Below are 23,755 nucleotides of genomic sequence, written 5' to 3'. Positions count from 1 at the left end.
AATGGTCACTAAAAAACAATCTCGTGTTCCTGGTCGTCCCAGACGTTTCGCTCCTGAGCAGGCAGTCTCTGCGGCAAAAGTGCTTTTTCACCAAAAAAGTTTCGATGCTGTCAGTGTTGCTGAAATCACTGATTATCTTGGTATTAACCCCCCGAGCCTCTACGCGGCTTTTGGCAGTAAGGCTGGGTTATTTAGCCGTGTACTCAATGAATATGTCGGTACGGAAGCTATTCCGCTTGCCGATATTCTTCGTGATGATCGTCCCGTAGGCGAGTGCCTGGTTGAGGTATTAAAAGAAGCGGCGCGCAGATATAGCCAAAACGGCGGCTGCGCTGGCTGTATGGTTCTTGAAGGTATTCATAGTCATGATCCACAAGCGCGTGGTATTGCCGTTCAATATTATCACGCCGCAGAAACAACCATTTATGACTATATCGCCAGGCGGCATCCACAAAGCGCACAATGTGTGACTGATTTTATGAGTACCGTGATGTCAGGGCTTTCTGCGAAGGCACGGGAGGGGCACTCCATCGAACAACTCTGTGCAACAGCTGCACTGGCGGGGGAAGCGATAAAAACTATTCTCGAGGAGTGATGCTGACCTTGACCCGAAAGGCGGGAACGCGTCTGCCGATAAGTTGTGATAAGACAATAATTCACACGTTAAGGCTAGCGGAATTGATCATCTTTTCGTATAACGATAGAAATGAAACATTGTTTTAATTAAGGAGTGGAAAAGATGATCATCGGAAATATTCATAATCTTCAGCCGTGGCTACCCCAGGAGTTACGCCAGGCGATTGAGCATATCAAAGCAAACGTTACGGCAGAAACGCCCAAGGGCAAGCACGATATCGAAGGCAATCGTCTGTTTTATCTTATCTCGGAAGATATGACCGAGCCGTACGAAGCTCGCCGTGCGGAGTACCATGCCCGCTATCTCGACATTCAGATTGTGTTAAAAGGTCAGGAAGGCATGACCTTCAGCACGCAACCTGCAGGCACCCCGGATACCGACTGGTTAGCAGACAAAGACATCGCATTTTTGCCGGAAGGCGTTGATGAGAAAACAGTTATCCTTAATGAAGGTGATTTTGTTGTGTTTTATCCGGGGGAAGTGCATAAACCGCTGTGCGCAGTGGGCGCGCCAGCCCAGGTTCGCAAAGCAGTAGTGAAGATGCTGATGGCGTGATGACTTTTCGCCGTAAATAACTCCAGGTTTACGGCGAGTTTGTGAAAAGAGCGTTTTTTGATATTTTTTTGTGAGTAAAATTTGTAATGCTTAGACGTTCTTATTAACTCAAGGAGTTCGTCATGAGCAAAATATCAGATTTGAATTATTCTCAACACATTACATTAGCCGACAATTTTAAACAAAAAAGTGAAGTTTTAAATACCTGGCGTGTTGGAATAAATAATTTTGCCCGTAATGCCGAGGGGCAGGATAATACAAGAAATATCCTTGATCCTAAGACATTTTTGGAGTTTTTGGTAAAAATATTTACCCTGGGTTATGTGGATTTTAGCAAACGCTCCAACGAAGCGGGAAGAAATATGATGGCTCATATTGAGTCCTCATCTTATATCAAAAATAATGATGGCAGTGAGATAATGAAGTTTGTTATGAATAATCCTGAAGGGGAACGAGCGGATTTATCTAAGGTGGAAATAGAAATTACACTTTCCACCATCACTACTATGGGGACTCGTCAAGGACATACGGCTATTATATTTCAACAACCTGATGGTTCGACTAATCGTTATGAAGGAAAGTCCTTTGAAAGAAAAGATGAGAGTTCATTACACCTGATTACTAACAAGATTCTGGCGTGTTACCAAAGTGAATCTAACAAGGAAATAGCTCGTCTATTAAATAATCATCAGAAGTTAAATAATCGTCAGAAGTTAAATAATTCGCAGGAGTTAAATAATTCACAGGATTTAAATAATTCGCAGGAGTTAAATAATCCACAGGAGTTAAATGATTCTCAGGAGTTTAATAACTCTCAGGACTTAAATAACTTGCAGGTGAGTTGTAAAGGTTCAGTTGATTCTACGATTGCGGATTTATTAGAGAAACCATTGAATAATGCATTATTAGCAATAAGGAACGAACATCTGCTATTAATGCCTCATGTATGTAGTGAATCGATTTCATACTTACTGGGCGAAAATGGTATACTTGAAGAAATAGATAAGCTCTACGCATTAAATGATCACGGAATTGATAATGACAAAGTAGGTAACAATGAAATTAATGAAATCAAAGTTAATCTGTCTCATATTCTTATTGATTCCTTAGATGATGCAAAGGTTAACCTTACACCGGTCATCGATTCGATTCTGGAGACTTTTTCAAAATTCCCATATATTAATGATGTAAGAATACTGGATTGGTGTTTTAATAAAAGTATGCAATATTTTGGTGATTCTGAAAAGATAACGCATGCATGCTCCGTGATGAGTCATATTGATTTTGATTGCAATCAATCTAAAATAGCTGAGACCTTATTTTTCAATCTCGATAAAGAACCCTATAAAAATAGCCGTAAATTACAGGAATTGATTTGGGATAAGTTGGTTGCATATGTCAATGATTTTAGCTTAAGCAATCAAGAAAAATCACGCTTAATACTAAGGTTATTTGATGATGTTAAGTTACTATTTAATGAAGTGCCTGTCAGCATTTTAGTAAATGATATTTTTTTGAAGGATTTTTTCATGAAGCAACCTGATTTTGCTAAGTGGTACTTCTATCAATTACTTAAGTGTTATGAGGGCGAACAGCTGTATCTTAATGAGTTAGGATATGTTTATGGTGATGAAGAAAAAACAAAAGAAATTGTAAATAAACTTCTGGGTTATGTCGTTAAGATTTTTGAAGAAAAGATGGTTAATGAATTAAAAATTAGAACAAGAATGATGGAAGTCCTCCGGGATGGGAAAATCAATATATATAATTATATTAATGAAAAACAGTTAGAAAAATTAAATCCTCCGGAAAATTTACGAACAGTAATAGAAAAATGGGGGTGGAAGAATAGAACTCACACTGCATAAAATAATATGATGCCGGGATATTTTTTGTATTTCCCGGCATCTTTATAGAGATGTCAATTATTTACTGAGCGTCGCGACCATCACCGCTTTGATGGTATGCATGCGGTTTTCCGCCTGATCAAATACAATGCTGGCGGCAGATTCGAAGACCTCATCAGTCACTTCCATTCCGCCATGTAGGCCAAACTCTTCCGCCATTTTTTTGCCAAGCGTCGTTTGGTCGTCATGAAACGCGGGCAGGCAGTGGAGGAATTTGACCTCCGGGTTACCGGTCAACTGCATCATCTTGCTGTTCACCTGATAATCACGCAGTAATGCAATGCGTTCAGCCCATTTTTCTTTTGCTTCACCCATCGACACCCATACATCGGTATAGATAAAGTCAGCACCTTCAACTCCTTTAGCTACATCTTCCGTCAGCGTAATATTCCCGCCATTTTGTTGTGCCAGGGCGCGGCATTCCGTAACCAGCGCAGCTTCTGGCCAGCACGCCTGTGGCGCGACCAGACGCAAATCCAGACCGGTAAGCGCTGCAGCTTCGAGCATCGAATTGCCCATGTTGTTACGTGCGTCACCTGCATAGACCAGCGTCATTTCGTTGAACGCTTTGCCGGGCAAATGCTCCTGCATGGTGAGGAGATCCGCCAGCAGCTGCGTGGGGTGAAACTCATTGGTCAGGCCGTTCCATACCGGCACGCCAGCGTATTCCGCCAGTGTTTCGACAATCTCCTGACCATAGCCGCGATACTGAATACCGTCATACATGCGACCAAGCACGCGGGCAGTGTCTTTAATCGACTCTTTATGACCAATTTGGCTGCCGCTTGGACCGAGATAAGTAACGCGAGCACCCTGGTCATATGCGGCAACTTCGAAAGAGCATCGGGTACGGGTCGAGTCTTTTTCGAAGATGAGCGCGATGTTTTTACCAGTGAGTTTGGCTTCTTCTTTACCGCTTTTCTTATCGGCTTTCAGCTTCGCGGCTAACTGCAGCAGGCTGTTAAGTTCAGCTGGCGTGAAATCGAGTAATTTCAGGAAATGCTTATGATAAAACCCGGACATAGATCCCTCCTGTGGCTAACGTCTAAATGAATTAAAATTCAATTTATATGTATGGTTATTCATTTGCAAGTCTAAAGCATAAATCTTTATCACAAAGGTGGAGGCAATGTCAGTGGTGTGTGACAATAAGAGTATCGGCAGGACATTAAGAGGAATGAGCCATGGCAAACCCGGAACAACTGGAAGAGCAGCGTGAAGAGACACGTCTGATTATTGAAGAATTACTGGAAGATGGCAGCGATCCAGATGCGCTGTACACCATTGAGCACCATCTTTCCGCAGACGACCTTGAAACGCTGGAGAAAGCAGCGGTAGAAGCGTTTAAACTCGGATATGAAGTCACCGATCCGGAAGAGCTGGAAGTTGAAGATGGTGATATCGTGATTTGCTGCGACATCCTCAGCGAGTGCGCGTTGAATGCCGATCTGATCGATGCCCAGGTTGAACAACTGATGACGCTGGCAGAGAAATTTGACGTTGAGTACGACGGTTGGGGCACTTACTTTGAAGATCCTAACGGCGAAGATGGCGACGATGAAGATTTTGTCGATGAAGACGATGACGGAGTTCGCCACTAATTAAGCGTAGCGCATCAGGCCCAGGTAGTTCCTGCAACCTGGTGAATTTGTTGCCCGGATAAGGCATTCATGTCACATCCGGCATAAACAAAACGTACGTTGTTAATGTTCGAATGCCCGCGAGTTGAACACGCGGGCATTTTTTTAGAGTTCGCGCAACATCCGCACTTCACAATCGACATGGCCCGTGCAGCCAAGCGCATAGTCGATATGCTCAAAGCCCAAATGCTCATAAAGCGCAATGGCTTCCTTTAAAAAAGCTGTCGTTTCCAGATAGCAGCGTTTGAAACCCATCTCTCGCGCCTGCTCCATCGCCATTAAGGCCAGTTTTTTTGCCAGCCCTTTGCCGCGGATAGCCGGAAGAAAATACATCTTTTGCAGTTCGCAAATGTCCGACTCACTCCCGGTTAATGGCGCTATCCCACCGCCGCCGACCACTTCACCCTCGTACTCAACTACCCAATATGCATGGCCAGGCTGACTATACACTTGATACAGCTCGTCAAGATTCGGATCGGCGACGGTGTAGCCTTTATCAGCGGTAAGACCGTATTCGGCGGATACCTGACGAATGACGCGGGCGATAGCAGGATTATCCGCGGCGGTAAGTTTGCGCAAACGGAGCGCGGGAGAAGTGACAACATTCATAGCATAGCTCAATTTCAAATGTATGATTTATAGCTCACTTTAATACCACCCTCGCTTAAGTGGTGCAAGAAGAAGATAAATCAGAATATATTAAGCATATAACCTTGAGATAAAGCGTATTCTAGGCGGTGCAGTATTAATGGACTGGAAATTATTATCTATATGAATGGGATTTATTTTAGGGATATGATTCATGAATGATGTAAACGTCGAGAAAGATAATTCTCGTCACGCATTTGTTTTTACAGGCAAAGGTGGTGAGTATTTTCTTATTTGTCTTGTGAATTTTTTACTGACAATTATTACCTTGGGTATATATGGGCCGTGGGCATTGGTGAAATGCCGTCGTTATATTTATCAACATGTGACACTCAATGGGCAACCGTTTAGTTATAAGGGAACTGGGGGGGCCATTTTTGTTAGCATGTTACTTATTATGGTCGTTTATTTTCTCAGTATTTCTTGTTTTGCAGGCCAACACTTTGCTCTTGCTTTTCTCCTCTTTGCTTTCTTGATCTGCGGTATTCCTTGTATGGCAGTGAAGAGTCTGCAGTATCAGGCGAACATGACCTCACTGAATGGCATTCGCTTTGGCTTTAACTGTTCAATGCTGCGTGCATGGTGGGTTATGCTAGGGCTGCCTGTTCTGTTGGCGTTAGTTTTTTGGTTCGCACTGTATCTTATTGCGCAAGTGACGACATCGATTGGAGGCTTATTCTTTAACTTAGTCGCGTTAAGTTTGCTTTCTGCCATCGGGCTGGGTGTTGTCCATGGTATAACCTATAGTAAATGGATGCCATTGCTGGCTAACAATGCAAATTTTGGTATTCATAAATTTTCTATTCAGGTCAATGTAAAAGAATGCATTAAAGGATGCATACTCGCCATATTAACTATGGCTCCTTTCATCATTGTGATTGGTATTATGATTGCGCCAGTATTCCAGCAGTTAATGATGATGAGCATGTTGGGGCAGTCTGAGGCCGGTGGTGAGCTAGTATTGCAATATTATCCGCAGATTATGGCTTCCTACTTCCTGTATTTTGTTGCGATTCTTGTGTTTGCCAGTTATCTCTATGTTACGTTACGCAATCTGTTTCTGAATAATCTAACGCTGGCAAATGGATCAATTCGTTTTCATTCGTCCGTTACCACGTTCGGTATGCTTCTGCGCATGTTTGCAGTATTAATGGGTTCCTCAATCAGTTGTGGTCTGGCTTATCCCTGGCTGAAAATGTGGATGGTTAGCTGGATTGCCAACAATACCCATGTTCAAGGTGACCTTGATTCGCTGGAGTTAACCAATGACGACAAACCGCAGGATAGCGGTCCGTTAATGTGGATATCTCGCGGTATTATGCCGTATGTTCCGTTTATCTAAATAAAAAGGCCGGAGCATGCTCCGGCCTTCGTTTTCATCACGGTGTTGATTACAGCGCGGCGATAACAGCCTGCTGTTCAATCAGCTTCGCTTTCGCTTCCGCATAGCCTTCCAGCTTCTCACGCTCTTTCGCGATGACCGCTTCCGGTGCACGGGCGACAAAGCCTTCGTTCGCCAGTTTGTTCTCGATACGGCTGATTTCACCTTCAATCTTCGCCACTTCTTTCGCCAGACGCGCCAGCTCATCTTCTTTGTTGATGAGGCCAGCCATCGGGATCAGCAGCTCTGCACCGTCGATGATCTTCGTAACAGAAACCGGACCTTTGTCATCGGCAGGCAGCACGGTGATGCTTTCCAGACGCGCCAGCGTTTGCAGGAAGCCACGGTTTTCATTTACGCGACGTTCTGCATCCGCGCTGCAACCACGCAGCAGCAGCTCCAGCGGTTTACCCGGCGCGATGTTCATTTCTGCACGGATGTTACGTACCGCAACGATCGCCTGCTTCAGCCACTCGGTGTCGGCCAGTGCGGCTTCATCGACCTGAGACGCATCGTACTGCGGGAACGGCTGCAGCATGATGGTGTCAGCGGTGATGCCGCAAAGTACTTTCACACGCTGCCAGATGGTTTCGGTGATGAACGGAATGATCGGATGCGCGAGGCGCAGCAGACCTTCCAGTACAGTCACCAGCGTATGGCGAGTACCGCGCAGTTCGGCTTCTGTTCCACCGTTCATTACCGGCTTGGTCAGCTCCAGATACCAGTCACAGAACTGGTTCCAGGTGAACTCATACAGAATGCCGGCGGCGATATCGAAGCGGAAGCTGTCCAGCGCTTCGCGGTACGCTTTGATGGTCTGGTTGAACTCCGCCAGAATCCAGCGGTCCGCCAGCGACAGCGTCATTTCGCCGCCGTTGAAGCCGCAATCCTGACCTTCTGTGTTCATCAGCACAAAGCGGCTGGCGTTCCACAGCTTGTTACAGAAGTTACGGTAGCCTTCCAGACGCTTCATATCCCAGTTGATGTCACGACCGGTAGAAGCCAGCGCCGCTAGGGTGAAGCGCAGCGCGTCAGTACCGTGCGGCTCAATGCCGTTCGGGAACTGCTTCTCGGTGCGCTTACGGATTTTGTCCGCCAGCTGCGGCTGCATCATATTACCGGTACGTTTTTCCAGCAGTTCCGGCAGCGAAATACCGTCAACCATATCCAGCGGGTCAATCACGTTACCCTTGGATTTGGACATCTTCTGGCCTTCGTCATCACGAATCAGGCCGGTCATGTAAACGGTGTGGAACGGCACCTGCGGTTTGCCATTTTCATCTTTGATGAAGTGCATGGTCATCATGATCATGCGGGCAATCCAGAAGAAGATGATGTCGAAGCCGGATACCATCACGCTGGTTGGGTGGAACTGGCGCAGTGCGTCGGTGTTTTCCGGCCAGCCAAGGGTAGAGAAGGTCCACAGTGCGGAGGAGAACCAGGTGTCGAGAACATCTTCGTCCTGACGCAGGGCAACATCAGCACCGAGGTTATTTTCTTTACGCACTTCGTCTTCGTTGCGGCCAACATAAACGTTACCCGCGTCGTCATACCATGCCGGGATGCGGTGACCCCACCACAGCTGACGAGAGATACACCAGTCCTGAATATCGCGCATCCAGGAGAAGTACATGTTTTCGTACTGCTTCGGTACGAACTGAATGTCGCCGTTCTCAACCGCTTCAACCGCCGGTTTCGCCAGCACGTCGGCACGTACGTACCACTGGTCGGTCAGCATCGGTTCGATAACCACGCCGCCACGGTCGCCGTAAGGAACGGTTAGATCGTGCGGTTTAATTTCTTCCAGCAGGCCGAGCGCGTCAACCGCAGCAACGACGGCTTTACGTGCCGCAAAACGCTCCAGTTTCTGGAATTCTGCTGGGATATCGCTGGAATAAACGTCAGATTCGTTACCTTTGGTATCGAACACCTGGGCGCTTTCACGGATATCACCGTCAAAGGTCAGGATGTTGATCATCGGCAGGGCGTGACGTTTACCGACTTCATAGTCGTTAAAGTCGTGCGCCGGGGTGATCTTCACGCAGCCAGTGCCTTTTTCCATATCGGCGTGTTCGTCGCCAACAATCGGAATACGACGGTTAACCAGCGGCAGAATGACATATTTGCCAATCAGATCTTTGTAACGCGGATCTTCCGGGTTAACGGCCACGCCGGTATCGCCCAGCAGGGTTTCCGGGCGAGTGGTCGCAACCACCAGATAATCTTTACCGTCTGCGGTTTTCGCGCCGTCAGCCAGCGGATAGCGGATGTGCCACATCGAACCTTTCGATTCGCGGTTTTCCACTTCCAGGTCAGAGATAGCGGTACGCAGTTTCGGGTCCCAGTTTACCAGGCGTTTACCACGGTAAATCAGGTCTTCTTTATACAGACGAACGAAAACTTCTTTCACCGCATTGGACAGGCCTTCGTCCATCGTGAAGCGTTCGCGCTCCCAGTCGACGGAGTTACCGAGACGACGCATCTGACGGGTAATGGTGCCGCCAGATTCCGCTTTCCATTCCCAGATTTTGTCGATGAAAGCTTCGCGGCCGTAGTCGTGACGGGTTTTACCTTCTTCTGCGGCAATCTTGCGCTCAACGACCATCTGGGTAGCGATCCCGGCGTGGTCAGTACCGACCTGCCACAGGGTGTTTTTGCCCTGCATGCGCTGATAGCGGATCATGGTATCCATGATGGTTTGCTGGAAGGCGTGACCCATATGCAAACTGCCGGTGACGTTCGGCGGCGGGATCATGATGCAGAAACTTTCCTGGCTTTCATCGCCATTAGGCTTAAAGTAGCCCTGCTTTTCCCAGTGCTCGTAAAGCGGCTGTTCGATATCTTGTGGGTTGTATGTCTTTTCCATTATTTCCAGGTTGCCGTATTCAGGTTGAAACCAGCCACGCGGTAGGCTTTATAGCGTTCGCGCGCCAGTTGTTTCAGAGAATCTTCATAAGGAACGAAGTCTACCACTTCTGTGAAAGCGGTGGCAAAATCTGCAAAGCTTGTTCGCAGACTAATCAATATATCGCGCGGGCTGCTGCTACGCTTTTGTGGCCAGGCGATCTCCACCGGTGCACCGCCGCGCGGTCCTTCTCCCGCTAAATTATGCGGAACAAAGCTTTCTGCCGGACGCGCCCACAGGGCTTCATCCAGTCGGTAAGCCTGCTTTTCATCTTCACAGGCGATGAGTACGCGCTTACCACTGCGCCAACGTTCTGCGGCAATTTCACACACCAGTTGCTCAACGGCGCTTAAGCCATCGACGGTGGTGTCATTGTCCAGAAGGTAGAACGTTGCGTTTTTCATAAATGGGGCTTCTTGTGGTGGATTTAAATACACATCAGATAAACGCCGAATTGCCTGATGCGACGCTGTCGCGTCTTATCAGGCCTACGGGTCCGGTACTCTGTGTAGGTCGGATAAGGCATTCACGCCGCATCCGACAATAACAACATTGCCAGATGCGACGCTGTCGCGTCTTATCAGGCCTACGGGTCCGGTGCTCTGTGTAGGTCGGATAAGGCGTTCACGCCGCATCCGACAATAACAACACAGCCTGATGCAATTACTCTTCGCCGTTAAACCCGGCGCGGTTGAGCAGGAACTGTGCCAGCAACGCCACCGGGCGACCGGTTGCGCCTTTTGCTTTACCAGAACGCCAGGCGGTACCGGCGATATCCAGGTGTGCCCAGTTGTACTTACGGGTAAAGCGCGACAGGAAGCAACCTGCGGTAATCGCTCCACCAGGACGACCGCCAATGTTCGCCATATCGGCAAAATTGGACTCCAGTTGTTCCTGATACTCGTCACCCAGCGGTAAACGCCATGCGCGGTCACCGGATTGTTCAGACGCGGCAATCAGCTCATGGGCCAGTGGGTTATGGTTCGCCATCAGGCCGGTAATGTGATGACCCAGCGCGATAACGCAGGCACCGGTCAACGTCGCCACATCAATCACCGCTTCCGGCTCAAAACGCTCAACGTAAGTTAACACATCGCACAGTACCAGGCGGCCTTCGGCGTCGGTGTTCAGCACTTCAACGGTTTGACCGGACATGGTGGTTAACACATCGCCCGGACGATAGGCTCGGCCGCCAGGCATGTTTTCGCAACCTGCCAGCACGCCGATAACGTTAATCGGCAGTTGCAGCTCCGCGACCATACGCATCACGCCGTAAACCGCCGCCGCACCGCACATATCGTACTTCATCTCATCCATGCCTTCTGAAGGCTTGATGGAGATACCGCCGGAGTCGAAGGTCAAACCTTTACCCACCAGCACGATTGGGCGTGCATCTTCCGACGCGTTGCCTTTGTACTCAATCACCGACATCAGCGATTCGTTTTGCGAACCCTGACCAACCGCCAGATAAGAGTGCATCCCCAGCTCTTTCATCTGCTGTTCGCCGATAACGCGGGTAATGACATTCTTGCTGTAGCTGTCAGCCAGCTGGCGCGCCTGAGAGGCGAGGTAAGCGGCATTACAAATATTCGGCGGCATATTGCCGAGATCTTTTGCTGCTTTAATCCCGGCGGCAATCGCCAGACCGTGTTGGATCGCGCGCTCGCCGCTGGTCAGTTCACGGCGGGTCGGCACGTTGAAGACCATCTTACGCAGCGGGCGACGCGGCTCGCTCTTATTCGTTTTCAACTGATCAAAGCTGTAGAGCGTCTCTTTTGCCGTCTCGACAGCCTGACGCACTTTCCAGTAGTTGTTACGGCCTTTAACGTGCAGTTCAGTCAGAAAGCAGACCGCTTCCATCGAGCCAGTATCATTCAGCGTATTAATGGTTTTCTGAATAACCTGCTTGTACTGACGCTCATCCAGCTCACGTTCTTTGCCGCAACCAATAAGGAGGATGCGTTCAGAAAGCACGTTTGGCACATGGTGCAGCAACAGTGTCTGCCCCGGTTTTCCTTCCAGTTCGCCCCGACGTAGCAGGGCGCTGATGTACCCATCGCTGATTTTATCGAGCTGTTCTGCAATCGGAGAAAGGCGACGTGGTTCGAAGACGCCCACGACGATGCAGGCACTCCGCTGTTTCTCCGGGCTACCGCTTTTTACACTAAACTCCATGCACTACGCTCCTGAATCTTAAAGACAACGGCGGTGGCTACAGATAGAATTGCAAGCTTTCGTAACTCATGTCCGCTGTTGCGATGACTTCGTGTTAATCTTAACGTTATTACGGCATTGGCACGTCAGAACAAAATCTGAGAGGTGAATCCGTTGAGTATAATTATCTTAGCGACGATTTCGACGACTCAAGAGAATAAATGACGTTTAAGCCATGAAACAAGCTAAAATCCTGCAAAAGACGAGTTTTTACGGGCGTATTTAAAGTGATAATCATAAGATATCTGGTGCGGGAGACGCTCAAAAGCCAGCTGGCGATACTCTTCATCTTGCTTTTGATCTTCTTCTGTCAAAAGTTAGTGAGGATCCTCGGCGCAGCGGTTGACGGCGATATTCCGGCGAATCTGGTGCTCTCCCTTCTCGGGTTGGGCGTGCCGGAAATGGCGCAGCTTATCCTGCCATTAAGCCTGTTCCTCGGGCTGCTGATGACGCTGGGCAAACTGTATACCGAAAGTGAAATTACGGTAATGCATGCCTGCGGCTTGAGCAAAGCGGTTCTGGTGAAAGCGGCAATGATCCTTGCGGTATTCACGGCAATCGTCGCGGCGGTTAACGTGATGTGGGCGGGACCGTGGTCATCGCGACATCAGGATGAAGTGTTAGCAGAAGCGAAAGCGAACCCTGGCATGGCGGCGCTGGCGCAAGGGCAATTCCAGCAAGCGACTAATGGCAGCTCGGTGCTGTTCATCGAAAGCGTTGACGGCAGCGATTTCAAAGATGTGTTCCTCGCGCAAATTCGACCAAAAGGTAATGCACGTCCTTCTGTGGTGGTGGCCGATTCCGGACATTTAACCCAGCTGCGCGACGGCTCCCAGGTCGTCACTCTCAACCAGGGAACGCGCTTCGAAGGCACTGCACTGTTACGCGATTTCCGCATTACGGACTTCCAGGATTATCAGGCGATCATTGGTCACCAGGCGGTGGCGCTCGACCCGAACGATACCGACCAGATGGACATGCGCACATTGTGGAACACTGACACCGATCGTGCCCGCGCAGAACTGAACTGGCGTATCACGTTGGTATTCACCGTGTTTATGATGGCGCTTATGGTCGTTCCGCTGAGCGTGGTTAACCCGCGTCAGGGGCGCGTACTGTCGATGCTGCCAGCCATGCTGCTGTATCTGTTGTTCTTCCTGATCCAGACCTCCCTGAAATCGAACGGCGGTAAAGGTAAGCTGGACCCGACGCTGTGGATGTGGACCGTAAACCTGATTTATCTGGCTTTGGCGATTGTTCTCAACCTTTGGGACACCGTGCCGGTCCGCCGCCTGCGCGCCAGTTTTTCGCGTAAAGGAGCGGTGTGATGCAACCTTTTGGCGTACTTGACCGCTATATCGGTAAAACTATTTTCACCACCATCATGATGACGCTGTTCATGCTGGTGTCGCTGTCGGGCATTATCAAGTTTGTCGATCAGCTGAAAAAAGCCGGGCAGGGGAGTTACGACGCGTTAGGCGCAGGAATGTATACCTTGCTGAGCGTGCCGAAAGATGTGCAAATCTTCTTCCCGATGGCGGCCCTGCTGGGTGCATTACTTGGGTTGGGGATGCTGGCACAGCGCAGCGAACTGGTGGTCATGCAGGCTTCTGGTTTTACCCGTATGCAGGTGGCGCTGTCGGTGATGAAAACCGCCATTCCGCTGGTCTTGTTGACGATGGCGATTGGCGAATGGGTCGCACCGCAGGGCGAGCAGATGGCGCGTAACTACCGTGCGCAGGCGATGTACGGTGGCTCGTTGCTCTCTACCCAGCAAGGCTTATGGGCAAAAGATGGCAACAACTTCGTCTACATTGAGCGGGTTAAAGGTGACGAAGAGTTAGGTGGCATCAGTATCTATGCCTTTAATGAGAATCGTCGTCTGCAATCTGTACGCTATGCCGCTACCGCGAAGTTTGACCCGGAACATAAAGTCTGGCGTCTGTCGCAGGTTGATGAATCTGATCTGACCAATCCGAAACAGATCACCGGTTCGCAGACGGTGAGCGGCACCTGGAAAACCAACCTCACGCCAGACAAACTGGGCGTGGTGGCGCTGGACCCGGATGCACTCTCCATCAGTGGTTTGCACAACTACGTGAAGTATCTGAAGTCGAGCGGTCAGGATGCCGGACGTTATCAGCTCAACATGTGGAGCAAAATTTTCCAGCCGTTATCCGTGGCGGTGATGATGCTGATGGCGCTGTCGTTCATCTTCGGCCCACTGCGTAGCGTGCCGATGGGCGTGCGTGTGGTCACCGGTATCAGCTTCGGTTTTGTCTTCTACGTACTGGACCAGATCTTCGGCCCGCTGACGCTGGTTTACGGCATCCCGCCGATCATCGGCGCACTGTTGCCAAGCGCCAGCTTCTTCTTAATCAGCCTGTGGCTGTTAATGAGAAAATCGTAACCTGATGAACGAATAAAGGGAGCGAAAGCTCCCTTTATTATTGTTAGCAAAGTGTGCTTTGTTCATGCCTGCAAAATCATGCAAATTCAATATATTGCAGTGGTGTAGGTATGATAAGACGCGCCAGCGTCGCATCAGGCAAAGACAAATCGCACCTGGCTTACCTTTTTCTTCCCCCCAGCAAACTCCCCAACATCCCGCGTACAATCTGATTCGTCACCTGGCGGGCGGCGCTTTTCGCCATTGTCTGCACCACTCCATCTTTCTTCCCGCCGCGCGGTCCGGTAGTGCCAAACAAAATATCCTTCAATCCACCAAGAATACCGTCATCCACCGCCACCTCTTTCCCTTTCGCGGGAGGATTATTTTGCTGCTCGGTACTGGCCTGAAAGCCTTTTTGCAACATCTCATAGGCGGATTCCCGGTCCACGTCATCCTCGTACTTGCCATACACCGGGGAGTGATTAATCAGGCCGTTACGCTCATCTTCCGTCACCGGCCCCATTCGCGAACAAGGCGCGATAACCATCGCCCGTTCCACCACTGAAGGACTTCCTTTCGCATCGAGAAACGAGATTAACGCCTCGCCGGTCCCCAGTTCCTGGATTGCCTTTTCGGTATCAAACGCCGGATTGGCCCGCATGGTTTGCGCTGCCGCTTTTACCGCTTTCTGATCTTTAGGCGTAAAAGCACGCAAAGCATGTTGAACACGATTACCGAGCTGCCCGAGCACATTATCCGGAATATCCGACGGGTTTTGCGAAACGAACCAGACCCCAACGCCTTTTGAGCGAATAAGCCTTATCACCTGCTCAATCTTATCCAGCAGCACCTGCGGTGCATCGTTAAACAGCAGATGTGCTTCGTCGAAGAAAAACACCAGTTTCGGTTTTTCCAGATCGCCTACTTCCGGCAATTGTTCATACAACTCTGAAAGCATCCACAGCAGGCTGGCGGCATACAGTTTCGGCATCTGGTAGAGCTTCTCGGCGCTGAGGATATTGATAACCCCTTTACCATTGGCATCGGTGCGCATCCAGTCTTTGATATCCAGCATCGGCTCGCCAAAAAAGTGTGCTGCGCCTTGTTGTTCCAGCGACAACAGCCCGCGCTGGATGGCACCAACCGATGCGCTACTGATATTACCGTACTGATTCTGGAAGGATTTGGCGTTATCGCCGATGTACTGGGTAATCGCCCGCAAATCTTTAAAGTCGAGCAGTAACAGCCCCTGATCATCAGCAATGCGGAAGATAATATTCAGCACGCCAGATTGCACATCGTTGAGATTCAACAGTCGCGCCAGCAACAGCGGCCCCAGGTCTGAAACCGTCGCCCGCACCGGGTGGCCTTTCTCGCCAAAGATATCCCACACCACCACCGGATTAGCATGCGGTTGCCAGTCGTTGACGCCGATGTTTTTCAGCCTTGCGAGCAGTTTTTCCGACGCAGTTCCTGCCTGCGCGACGCCGGTCAGATCGCCTTTTACATCAGCCATAAACACCGGAACACCGATTTCCGACAATGACTCTGCCAGTTTTTGCAGCGTAACGGTTTTACCCGTCCCCGTTGCGCCAGTAATCAGCCCGTGGCGGTTAGCCATTCCCGGCAGTAAAAACAGTTCTGTGTCCGGCGTGCGGGCAATTAACAGGGGTTCGCTCATGAGATATCCTCCAGTTTCCTGCCTGGAGTATAGGCAACGTCCGGCAAAGAGAATACGTGTAATGAAGAGAAAATAACCTAAAGCGTGTTACCGTGATAAATCTGATACCCGAGGTCAACAGTGTTGTGGTTGTGATCGTTATTTTTAATTTTGCTCAGCAACATTTGGGCGGCCATCCGACCAATATCAAAACGGGGAGTAATTACGCTGGCGAGGCTTGGGATCATTTGCCTGCCAATCTCCAGCCCATGAAAACCCGCAATGGAAATTTGTTCTGGCACGGCGAGGTTTCGCTCGCGACACAGCAGAAGCGCACCCATCGCAATATCGTCATTGGTGCAAAATACACCGTCTAAATCCGGGTTTGCGCTAAGGGCATCACGCATTAATTGCATTCCTAAATGAATGGATGAGATGGCGCGTGGATTCATGCGTAACGGGGAAAGATTATGCAGCATCATCGCATCGCAATACCCCTGATAACGCTGTTCATCGCGGGTGTCATCTTTGGAACCGAGATACAGAATTTTGCGCCTGACTCGCTTATCCAGCATGGTACACACCATGTCAAAAGCGGCCTGCCGATTATCAAAACCGACCTCCATATCCAGCCGTTCTCCCTGTACATCCATCAATTCCACGACCGGAATGGTGGCTGAACGCAGAAATTTCACCGTCCTGATGGTGTGATATTTTTCCGAAAGAATAATCCCGTCAATGTTATAAGAGAGCAGGTTAATCACCGACTCTTCTTCGGAATCGCGATCGTAATTGTAATTAGCAATAAGGGTCTGATAATTATGCTCAGAGGTGACGGATTCTATTCCCGCGAGAATGTCAGCGAAGAGTTGATTTTGAAATGACGGAATCAAGATACCGAGGGTATAACTTTGTGCATTCAACAACATGCCGGGAGCGCGATTAGGGATATAATTGATCTCTTCCATAATTTTGGCGATGCGCTCGCCTGTTTCCTTTGCCACCTTTTTCGGCGAGCGGATATAACGACTCACGGTCATTTTTGTTACGCCAGCCAGCGTAGCGATATCCTGTAAAGAAATTCTGTGATTGCGCATAACTTCTCCCAACGTCGGGGGAATCTTCAATCTTCCCCCGAAACTACATCACAATATTTTATTCTTTCAGTGCAATACGGCGTTAATGGCTAACACGCCCAGCAAACCCATAATAGAAATAAGGGTTTCCATCACCGTCCAGGTACGCAACGTTTCACCAACCGTCAGATTAAAATACCCTTTAAATAGCCAGAAGCCAGGGTCGTTTACGTGTGACGCGATCACGCTGCCCGCACCGGTTGCCAGTACCATTAAAGCGGGATCGGCATGGGTAACGTTGATAATCGGCAACACCACACCCGCGGTGGTAATGGCCGCGACGGTGGCAGAGCCCAGAGCGATACGCAACAGCGCCGCAACAGTCCAGCACATCAATAACGGCGAAAGCGTAGTTCCGGTCATTAAGTGTGAAATATACTGCCCGACACCGCTATCTACTAATACCTGCTTAAACGCGCCGCCGCCAGCGATAATAAACACAATCATCGCGATAGCGCCTATAGAATCCCCAATGATATCCATGATTTGCTCGATGGTGCGTCCATTACGTCGGCCCAGTGTGAAAATCGCAATAACAATGGCAATAAACAGCGCAACGGCAGGGTTACCGACAAATTCAAAGAAGAGGCGCACGGTGTTAGTTTTCGGTAACGTAATTTCACAAACGGCGGCGATAGCCATCAGGATGACCGGGATCACGGCAGCGAAAATACTGTTCCAGAAGGAGGGCATCTCCTCTTCGCTAAACAGATGAGGATTAAATAAGCCTTCTGGTGGTGCTTTCTCAAAGCGAGTTAGCAGTTTAGAAAACAGCGGTCCTGCGACAATAACTGTCGGAATGGTAATGATAAATCCATACAGTAGAGTCGTTCCGAGATTAGCCTCAAAGATAGTCGCGATGGCAGTAGGACCAGGATGTGGCGGCAGAAAACAGTGGGTTACAGAGAGCGCTGCTACCATTGGTACGCCAACATACAACAGGGGTAATCCTGATGATGCTACGATGGTAAATACCAACGGCAACAGCAGGACAAAGCCCACTTCAAAAAACATGGCGAGGCCCACAACCAGACCGGTGATCACTAGCGCCCATTGCACGCGTTTTTTACCAAAAGTAGCAATCAGCGTAGTGGCGATACGTTGTGCCGCGCCCGTATCAGAAATCAGCTTGCCTAACATGGCCCCGAAACCGAGGATCATTGCCAGCCCGCCGAGCGTGCTGCCGATACCATTTTGTATAGAGTGCAGGACGGCCTGTGCATCCATCCCTTCGGCAAATCCGACGACGGCAGCTACCAGAACGAGGGCAATAAAGCCGTTAACTTTAAAGCCGATCATCAGGATAAGAAGCAGCGCGACGCCTGCCGCAATAATGATTAATGGCATAGTCTTTATCTCTTATTAGTGCCAGAAAAGCAGCGCTTTCGCGCTGCACGCAGGGTAGTGGCTGTTAAACAGCCACCAACATGCCGCCATCAACAAACAACAGGTGGCCGTTTACGAAATCAGAGGCTTTTGAAGAAAGGAACACCGCAGCACCAATCAGTTCCTGCGGATCGCCCCAGCGTGCGGCGGGGGTCCGTTTGCACAACCAGGCGGTGAAGGCTTCGTCCTCAACCAGTGCTTTAGTCATTTCTGTTTTGAAATAGCCCGGCGCAATACCGTTGACCTGAATATTGTGGCGCGCCAGCTCGACGCACATGCCGCGGGTGAGCATTTTTACCGCTCCTTTCGATGCGGCATAAGGGGTGATGGTGTCACGTCCCAGTTCGCTTTGCATCGAGCAAATATTAATAACTTTACCCGCCTTGCGTTCAACCATGTGACGAGTTACCGCTTGCGACACCAGGAACACGGCGGTCTGGTTTACTGCGATCACATCATTCCACTCTTGTTCAGGGAACTCAGTAAAAGGATGACGGCGCTGGATACCGGCGTTATTCACCAGCACATCAATGGGGCCGATGTCCTTTTCGATATGTTCAACGGCGGTATCAATTTCATGTTTATGGGTAACATTAAAAGGTGCGGCAACGGCCCGAATACCCTCCTGGCGGAGTTTTTCTACAGCAAGTTCTGCGCGTTCGGCAGTAATATCATTAATAATTATTTGTGCGCCATATTTACCCAGGCCGGTTGCCAGTAAAAAGCCAATACCCTGTGCTGAACCGGTAATCAAGATATTTTTTCCTGCCAGTGAAAATAGATCGTTCATTGTATTATTCCTTTATTTATCTCTTAGAAAACAAGCTGGACTTTTGCTGCCTGGGTTTTATCATCGGCGAAACGTAGCGCCTCTTCCAGGTCAGTGAAGGGATATTCAGCACTCAGTAAAGGCAGTGGATTGATAACGCCATTCGCCAGCCATGACACTGCGGTATTAAATTCGCTGGTAAAACGGAAAGAGCCTTTGAGTGAAATCTCCTTACCAATCAACGTCATCATTGGGAATTCTGCCATCGCGCCTCCCATACCTACCTGCACCATTACGCCGCGTGCACGAGTGACCTCCAGACAGGTATTCACTGATGAAGGATGACCGGACACTTCAAAGCTGACATCGAAATAGCCTTTTTCCGCTTTCCAGTGATCCATGTCGTCGTTTTGTGGGTTTACGAGCACATCCGCCCCCATCTCTTTGGCCAGCAAAAGGGAACGGGGACTCACATCGGCACAGACAATTTCCGAGGCCCCCAGTGTTTTCACAGCACTGACAATCAGGCAGCCAATGGGCCCAACACCGGAAATAAATACTCGCTTGCCCTGTAACTCGCCGGCCTGATGTGCGGCATGAATCGCGACGGCTAAAGGTTCGGCAAAAGCCATAACCTTTTCGTCAGCTTTGGCCGGATAAGGGACACATTGCGACGTTTCGACCATTTTATAACGGGTAAAGCCACCATCAACATGAGGGAAATACATGGCACTGCCAAAAAAACGCATCTCTGTACACTGATTCTCGTTATGTTCAATGCAGTATTTGCAGTGACCGCAAGGTTTAGACGGATTAATGGCTACCGTTTGCCCTTCATGTAATTCTGATGAGTCGCTATGAATAACTTTACCGATAACTTCATGACCTAACACCATCGGTGCCTTTATCATGAAATTACCTACTTTTCCTTCCTGATAATAATGTAAATCGGAACCGCAAATTCCACCTCGGGTTATTTGTACTAATGTTCCATTATTATTCCAATCTATCGTCTGCTCGGTAACGGCAACAGTTTTCTTGCCCGCAACAACGCAGGACTGTGTTTTCACTTGCATAAATTCCTCACTGGTCAGGTAGACACCTCGGAAGCATTTAAGCGGTTTTAATTGTCATTATTTGTGATGAAGATCACGTCAGAAAATTGTTACATTACTATGTTACGCATAACGTGATGTGCCTTGTAATTCTTATCAACAGAAATAAAAAAACGTGAAATTATTATGCCGCCAGGCGTAGTATCGCCGCAGGTAAGATGATTCAGGAGATTTTAAATGGCGGGTGAAAGCTTTATTTTGATGGGCGTATCAGGGAGTGGTAAAACATTAATTGGTAGCAAGGTTGCTGCGTTATTGTCTGCGAAATTTATTGATGGTGACGATCTTCATCCAGCCAAAAATATAGATAAAATGTCGCAAGGCATTCCATTATCTGATGAAGATCGACTTCCCTGGCTGGAACGCTTAAATGATGCTTCATACAGTCTTTATAAAAAGAATGAAACAGGATTTATTGTCTGTTCATCATTAAAAAAACAGTATCGTGATATTTTACGCAAGGGTAGCCCCCATGTTCATTTCCTCTGGTTAGATGGCGATTATGAAACTATTCTCGCGCGAATGCAGCGTCGGGCTGGGCATTTTATGCCGGTAGCGTTACTAAAAAGTCAGTTTGAGGCGCTGGAGCGACCACAAGCAGATGAACAGGATATTGTGCGCATTGATATCAACCATGATATTGCCAATGTCACCGAACAATGTCGGCAGGCTGTGCTGGCGATAAGACAAAACAGAATATGTGCGAAAGAGGGCAGCGCCTCAGATCAGCGCTGCGAATGATTTTCAAAAATCTGCTTTCAACACCACGCGGTAGCGCGCTTTACCATCGCGTACATGCTGAATGGCGTCGTTAATTTTCGACATCGGGAACAGTTCGGTAGTCGGCGCAACCTTGCTGCGGGCGGCAAAGCGCATCAGCTTACGCAGCTCATGAGGTGTACCGGTTGCTGAACCAGAGACGCTGCGGTCGCCCGCAATTAACGTAAAGGCCGGAACAGACAGCGGCGTGAGGACCGCGCCGACTGTATGGAAATTACCGCCATACGTCAGCGCCTCAAAATAAGGCTGCCAGTCGAGGCTGACGTTGACGGTGTTGATAATGAGATCAAACTGCCCCGCCAGAGCCTTCAGTGCCTGCGGATCGCGGCTATTCACCACTTTATCGGCACCCATCGCCAGCACCTCCTGCTCTTTCGCCGGATTCGAACTAAAGGCCGTCACCTCGCATCCCATTGCGTGCAGAAGTTTTATAGCGATATGCCCCAGCCCGCCAATACCAATTACCCCAACGCGGCTGGTGGCAGTGATATGGTGCATCAACAGTGGTTTAAAGACCGTGATACCGCCGCACAACAGTGGCCCGGCAGATTCAATGTCGATATTTTCTGGCAGTGGAATCACCCATTGCCAGTCCGCACGCAACTTCTCAGCAAAGCCGCCACGATTCATAATCGTCGGCACCGCACCTTGCTCACAGTTGATCTGATTACCGCTAATACAGGCGTCGCAGTGACCACAGCTACGCGCCGTCCAGCCAATCCCGACACGCTGACCGACCTGCAAACCTTTATCCTGCGCGGCGCTCCCGAGCGCCACCACGCGCCCAATCACCTCATGCCCGGCAACCAGCGGATACTGTGAAAATCCCCATTCGTTGTCGATCATCGACAGATCGGAATGGCAGATCCCGCAGTAATCCACCTGCACTTCGACATCTTGTGGTTTCAGTTCACCGGGATCGTACTCATAAACTTCCAGTTTGCCGCCAGCCTCTTTTGCGGCATAGCTTTTTATCATCGACATATTTTTGTCCTTCTCTGGTGTTGTCTGGGAAGTGTAGAGCATGGTAGGGCGGGGTGCCTGGAGTGTGACAAAGGTTACACATCGCTGTATGCAATGCTGAAAATTTCAGCACTTAGCGAGGTGCGAGCAAGCTGGCGCTTGCATGGTGGCGTGCGACAGGTATAATCCACAACGTTTTCCGCATACCTCTTCAGTGCCGAAGTGGCGAAATCGGTAGACGCAGTTGATTCAAAATCAACCGTAGAAATACGTGCCGGTTCGAGTCCGGCCTTCGGCACCAAAAGTATGTAAATAGACCTCAACTGAGGTCTTTTTTTATGCCTAAAATTCAGTATTTATCTACCTTTCCAGCTATATTAACTCTCTCAAGGTCAACTGATATCAACGTACATCTACCAACACATGTTGGTACAGATGATGGTATTTCCGGTTCGATAATGCTTGTACCAACAGGGAGGGAATACGCATGGCATTAACAGATCTCAAAGTCAGAACAGCCAAGCCAGCGGATAAGCAATATAAGCTGACTGATGGTGGCGGTATGCATCTGCTTGTCCATCCAAATGGTTCTAAGTACTGGCGTTTGCAGTACCGTTATGAGGGAAAGCAAAAGATGCTAGCACTTGGGGTTTATCCTGAAATCACACTAGCGGATGCTAGAGTACGTCGTGACGAGGCGCGTAAGCTGCTTGCGAATGGCGTCGATCCGGGAGATAAAAAGAAAAATGATAAGGTTGAACAGAGTAAAGCACGGACCTTTAAAGAAGTCGCGATCGAGTGGTATGGCACCAATAAAAAGTGGTCAGAAGATCATGCCCATCGTGTGCTAAAAAGTCTGGAAGATAATCTTTTTGCAGCGCTTGGTGAACGTAATATTGCTGAGTTAAAAACTCGAGATTTATTAGCACCTATTAAAGCCGTGGAGATGTCTGGACGTCTTGAGGTGGCTGCTCGTCTTCAACAGCGTACTACAGCCATCATGCGCTATGCAGTGCAAAGTGGGTTAATTGATTATAACCCGGCACAAGAGATGGCTGGGGCGGTTGCTTCCTGTAATCGACAACATCGTCCCGCGCTTGAATTAAAGCGCATCCCTGAGTTGCTTACAAAAATAGATAGCTATACTGGTAGGCCGCTAACCCGATGGGCGACAGAACTTACTTTGCTGATCTTTATTCGGTCCAGTGAGCTGCGTTTTGCTCGTTGGTCAGAGATCGATTTCGAAGCGTCTATATGGACTATCCCACCGGAGCGGGAGCCTATTCCTGGAGTGAAACATTCCCATAGAGGCTCAAAAATGCGTACAACGCATCTAGTGCCTCTTTCAAGGCAAGCCCTTGCAATTTTAAAGCAGATAAAACAGTTTTGTGGGGCTCATGACTTGATATTTATTGGTGATCACGATTCGCACAAGCCCATGAGTGAGAATACAGTAAATAGTGCGTTACGGGTCATGGGGTATGATACAAAAGTTGAGGTCTGTGGTCATGGTTTCCGAACAATGGCCTGTAGTTCATTGATCGAATCAGGTTTGTGGTCTCGTGATGCTGTTGAACGTCAGATGAGTCACATGGAGCGAAATTCAGTGAGGGCTGCGTATATCCATAAAGCAGAACATCTGGAAGAACGTCGACTGATGCTACAGT

21 protein-coding genes and 1 tRNA gene are annotated in these 23,755 nt (G+C 49.0%); 11 read left to right on the top strand and 11 right to left on the bottom strand.

From position 1 onward, the window contains the following. Position 1 precedes the first annotated feature (1 nt). The 3 genes from HEN33_RS05525 (at position 2) to HEN33_RS05515 (ending at position 3,060) form a co-directional block, all read left to right on the top strand. Positions 2-595 (top strand): TetR/AcrR family transcriptional regulator, encoded by a 594-nt coding sequence (locus tag HEN33_RS05525; RefSeq protein WP_176262772.1) that lies wholly within the window; start codon positions 2-4, stop codon positions 593-595. 144 nt (positions 596-739) lie between these two features. Continuing rightward, positions 740-1,192 carry a toxin-antitoxin biofilm protein TabA gene (tabA, locus tag HEN33_RS05520; protein WP_001315168.1) on the top strand — a complete coding sequence of 151 codons (453 nt, stop codon included), beginning with the start codon at positions 740-742 and terminating at the stop codon, positions 1,190-1,192. Between the two features lie 122 nt (positions 1,193-1,314). After that, positions 1,315-3,060, top strand: a complete 1,746-nt coding sequence (locus HEN33_RS05515; RefSeq protein WP_183083420.1) for a hypothetical protein — start codon at positions 1,315-1,317, stop codon at positions 3,058-3,060. A 57-nt stretch (positions 3,061-3,117) separates the two neighbouring features. Here HEN33_RS05515 and argF read toward each other — a convergent pair whose 3' ends face one another. Then, positions 3,118-4,122: an ornithine carbamoyltransferase gene (argF, locus tag HEN33_RS05510; protein ID WP_000012907.1), complete on the bottom strand. Its 1,005-nt coding sequence runs from the start codon at positions 4,120-4,122 to the stop codon at positions 3,118-3,120. A 161-nt stretch (positions 4,123-4,283) separates the two neighbouring features. Here argF and rraB point away from each other — a divergent pair, with 161 nt between their 5' ends. Beyond that, positions 4,284-4,700 (top strand): ribonuclease E inhibitor RraB, encoded by a 417-nt coding sequence (rraB, locus tag HEN33_RS05505; RefSeq protein WP_000002953.1) that lies wholly within the window; start codon positions 4,284-4,286, stop codon positions 4,698-4,700. Positions 4,701-4,844: 144 nt separating this feature from the next. On the opposite strand, the gene HEN33_RS05500 is transcribed toward rraB, so the two are convergent. Then, a complete protein-coding gene (locus HEN33_RS05500; protein ID WP_088541504.1) occupies positions 4,845-5,348 on the bottom strand; it encodes a GNAT family N-acetyltransferase in 504 nt (167 codons plus the stop codon). A gap of 193 nt (positions 5,349-5,541) precedes the next feature. On the opposite strand from HEN33_RS05500, the gene HEN33_RS05495 reads away from it, so the two are divergent. After that, positions 5,542-6,729 carry a YjgN family protein gene (locus tag HEN33_RS05495; protein WP_160530156.1) on the top strand — a complete coding sequence of 396 codons (1,188 nt, stop codon included), beginning with the start codon at positions 5,542-5,544 and terminating at the stop codon, positions 6,727-6,729. 49 nt (positions 6,730-6,778) lie between these two features. Here HEN33_RS05495 and valS read toward each other — a convergent pair whose 3' ends face one another. The 3 genes from valS to pepA form a co-directional block, all read right to left on the bottom strand. Then, positions 6,779-9,634 (bottom strand): valine--tRNA ligase, encoded by a 2,856-nt coding sequence (valS, locus tag HEN33_RS05490; protein WP_046076409.1) that lies wholly within the window; start codon positions 9,632-9,634, stop codon positions 6,779-6,781. Continuing rightward, complete coding sequence (holC, locus tag HEN33_RS05485) at positions 9,634-10,077, bottom strand: DNA polymerase III subunit chi (RefSeq protein ID WP_000786399.1); 444 nt, start codon at positions 10,075-10,077, stop codon at positions 9,634-9,636. The genes valS and holC overlap by 1 nt, the downstream gene beginning before the upstream one ends. Positions 10,078-10,336: 259 nt before the next feature. Next, entirely contained in the window at positions 10,337-11,848 is a 1,512-nt protein-coding gene (pepA, locus tag HEN33_RS05480; protein WP_000397144.1) for a leucyl aminopeptidase, read from the bottom strand. Between the two features lie 153 nt (positions 11,849-12,001). On the opposite strand from pepA, the gene ytgA reads away from it, so the two are divergent. The 3 genes from ytgA (at position 12,002) to lptG (ending at position 14,297) form a co-directional block, all read left to right on the top strand. Then, the gene (ytgA, locus tag HEN33_RS26305; RefSeq protein WP_211180521.1) at positions 12,002-12,052 is read left to right on the top strand and encodes a protein YtgA; all 51 of its coding nucleotides are present in this window, start codon (positions 12,002-12,004) and stop codon (positions 12,050-12,052) included. A 62-nt stretch (positions 12,053-12,114) separates the two neighbouring features. Beyond that, positions 12,115-13,215, top strand: a complete 1,101-nt coding sequence (lptF, locus tag HEN33_RS05475; protein WP_000584114.1) for an LPS export ABC transporter permease LptF — start codon at positions 12,115-12,117, stop codon at positions 13,213-13,215. Then, entirely contained in the window at positions 13,215-14,297 is a 1,083-nt protein-coding gene (gene lptG / locus HEN33_RS05470) for an LPS export ABC transporter permease LptG (RefSeq protein WP_001295681.1), read from the top strand. The genes lptF and lptG overlap by 1 nt, the downstream gene beginning before the upstream one ends. A gap of 160 nt (positions 14,298-14,457) precedes the next feature. Here the strand turns inward: lptG and HEN33_RS05465 are convergent, their stop codons facing one another. The 5 genes from HEN33_RS05465 to idnD all read right to left on the bottom strand — a co-directional run bounded on the left by HEN33_RS05465 (position 14,458) and on the right by idnD (position 20,306). Further along, entirely contained in the window at positions 14,458-15,960 is a 1,503-nt protein-coding gene (locus HEN33_RS05465; RefSeq protein ID WP_176263302.1) for a helicase HerA-like C-terminal domain-containing protein, read from the bottom strand. Positions 15,961-16,037: 77 nt separating this feature from the next. Further along, positions 16,038-17,036, bottom strand: a complete 999-nt coding sequence (gene idnR, locus HEN33_RS05460) for a DNA-binding transcriptional regulator IdnR (RefSeq protein ID WP_001422765.1) — start codon at positions 17,034-17,036, stop codon at positions 16,038-16,040. Between the two features lie 66 nt (positions 17,037-17,102). Then, entirely contained in the window at positions 17,103-18,422 is a 1,320-nt protein-coding gene (idnT, locus tag HEN33_RS05455) for a gnt-II system L-idonate transporter (RefSeq protein WP_001128336.1), read from the bottom strand. Positions 18,423-18,486: 64 nt separating this feature from the next. Next, positions 18,487-19,251 (bottom strand): gluconate 5-dehydrogenase, encoded by a 765-nt coding sequence (idnO, locus tag HEN33_RS05450; RefSeq protein ID WP_000998700.1) that lies wholly within the window; start codon positions 19,249-19,251, stop codon positions 18,487-18,489. 23 nt (positions 19,252-19,274) lie between these two features. Continuing rightward, positions 19,275-20,306: an L-idonate 5-dehydrogenase gene (idnD, locus tag HEN33_RS05445; RefSeq protein ID WP_176263303.1), complete on the bottom strand. Its 1,032-nt coding sequence runs from the start codon at positions 20,304-20,306 to the stop codon at positions 19,275-19,277. 216 nt (positions 20,307-20,522) lie between these two features. On the opposite strand from idnD, the gene idnK reads away from it, so the two are divergent. Continuing rightward, positions 20,523-21,086, top strand: coding sequence for a gluconokinase (gene idnK / locus HEN33_RS05440; protein ID WP_000896738.1), 564 nt, complete (start codon positions 20,523-20,525; stop codon positions 21,084-21,086). Between the two features lie 3 nt (positions 21,087-21,089). Here idnK and ahr read toward each other — a convergent pair whose 3' ends face one another. Then, a complete protein-coding gene (gene ahr, locus HEN33_RS05435) occupies positions 21,090-22,109 on the bottom strand; it encodes an NADPH-dependent aldehyde reductase Ahr (RefSeq protein WP_015364387.1) in 1,020 nt (339 codons plus the stop codon). 195 nt (positions 22,110-22,304) lie between these two features. On the opposite strand from ahr, the gene HEN33_RS05430 reads away from it, so the two are divergent. Next, positions 22,305-22,389: transfer RNA gene (locus HEN33_RS05430), tRNA-Leu, on the top strand. A gap of 186 nt (positions 22,390-22,575) precedes the next feature. After that, positions 22,576-23,755, top strand: a 1,180-nt coding sequence (locus tag HEN33_RS05425) for a tyrosine-type recombinase/integrase (protein WP_183083419.1), incomplete at its 3' end; no start/stop codon positions are given.

The organism is Escherichia sp. 94.0001 (genome assembly GCF_013369155.2).
Lineage (GTDB): Bacteria > Pseudomonadota > Gammaproteobacteria > Enterobacterales > Enterobacteriaceae > Escherichia > Escherichia coli_F.
This window is presented reverse-complemented; position numbering and strand designations above follow the sequence as displayed.

Bases quoted from the DNA above. Each gene is read 5' to 3' on its own strand.
- holC (WP_000786399.1), bottom strand. From the start codon at position 10,077: ATGAAAAACGCAACGTTCTACCTTCTGGACAATGACACCACCGTCGAT.
- valS (WP_046076409.1), bottom strand. From the start codon at position 9,634: ATGGAAAAGACATACAACCCACAAGATATCGAACAGCCGCTTTACGAG.
- HEN33_RS05465 (WP_176263302.1), bottom strand. From the start codon at position 15,960: ATGAGCGAACCCCTGTTAATTGCCCGCACGCCGGACACAGAACTGTTT.
- idnO (WP_000998700.1), bottom strand. From the start codon at position 19,251: ATGAACGATCTATTTTCACTGGCAGGAAAAAATATCTTGATTACCGGT.
- HEN33_RS05515 (WP_183083420.1), top strand. From the start codon at position 1,315: ATGAGCAAAATATCAGATTTGAATTATTCTCAACACATTACATTAGCC.
- ahr (WP_015364387.1), bottom strand. From the start codon at position 22,109: ATGTCGATGATAAAAAGCTATGCCGCAAAAGAGGCTGGCGGCAAACTG.
- idnK (WP_000896738.1), top strand. From the start codon at position 20,523: ATGGCGGGTGAAAGCTTTATTTTGATGGGCGTATCAGGGAGTGGTAAA.
- argF (WP_000012907.1), bottom strand. From the start codon at position 4,122: ATGTCCGGGTTTTATCATAAGCATTTCCTGAAATTACTCGATTTCACG.
- tabA (WP_001315168.1), top strand. From the start codon at position 740: ATGATCATCGGAAATATTCATAATCTTCAGCCGTGGCTACCCCAGGAG.
- idnT (WP_001128336.1), bottom strand. From the start codon at position 18,422: ATGCCATTAATCATTATTGCGGCAGGCGTCGCGCTGCTTCTTATCCTG.
- idnD (WP_176263303.1), bottom strand. From the start codon at position 20,306: ATGCAAGTGAAAACACAGTCCTGCGTTGTTGCGGGCAAGAAAACTGTT.
- lptG (WP_001295681.1), top strand. From the start codon at position 13,215: ATGCAACCTTTTGGCGTACTTGACCGCTATATCGGTAAAACTATTTTC.
- idnR (WP_001422765.1), bottom strand. From the start codon at position 17,036: ATGCGCAATCACAGAATTTCTTTACAGGATATCGCTACGCTGGCTGGC.
- HEN33_RS05525 (WP_176262772.1), top strand. From the start codon at position 2: ATGGTCACTAAAAAACAATCTCGTGTTCCTGGTCGTCCCAGACGTTTC.
- rraB (WP_000002953.1), top strand. From the start codon at position 4,284: ATGGCAAACCCGGAACAACTGGAAGAGCAGCGTGAAGAGACACGTCTG.
- HEN33_RS05500 (WP_088541504.1), bottom strand. From the start codon at position 5,348: ATGAATGTTGTCACTTCTCCCGCGCTCCGTTTGCGCAAACTTACCGCC.
- pepA (WP_000397144.1), bottom strand. From the start codon at position 11,848: ATGGAGTTTAGTGTAAAAAGCGGTAGCCCGGAGAAACAGCGGAGTGCC.
- HEN33_RS05495 (WP_160530156.1), top strand. From the start codon at position 5,542: ATGAATGATGTAAACGTCGAGAAAGATAATTCTCGTCACGCATTTGTT.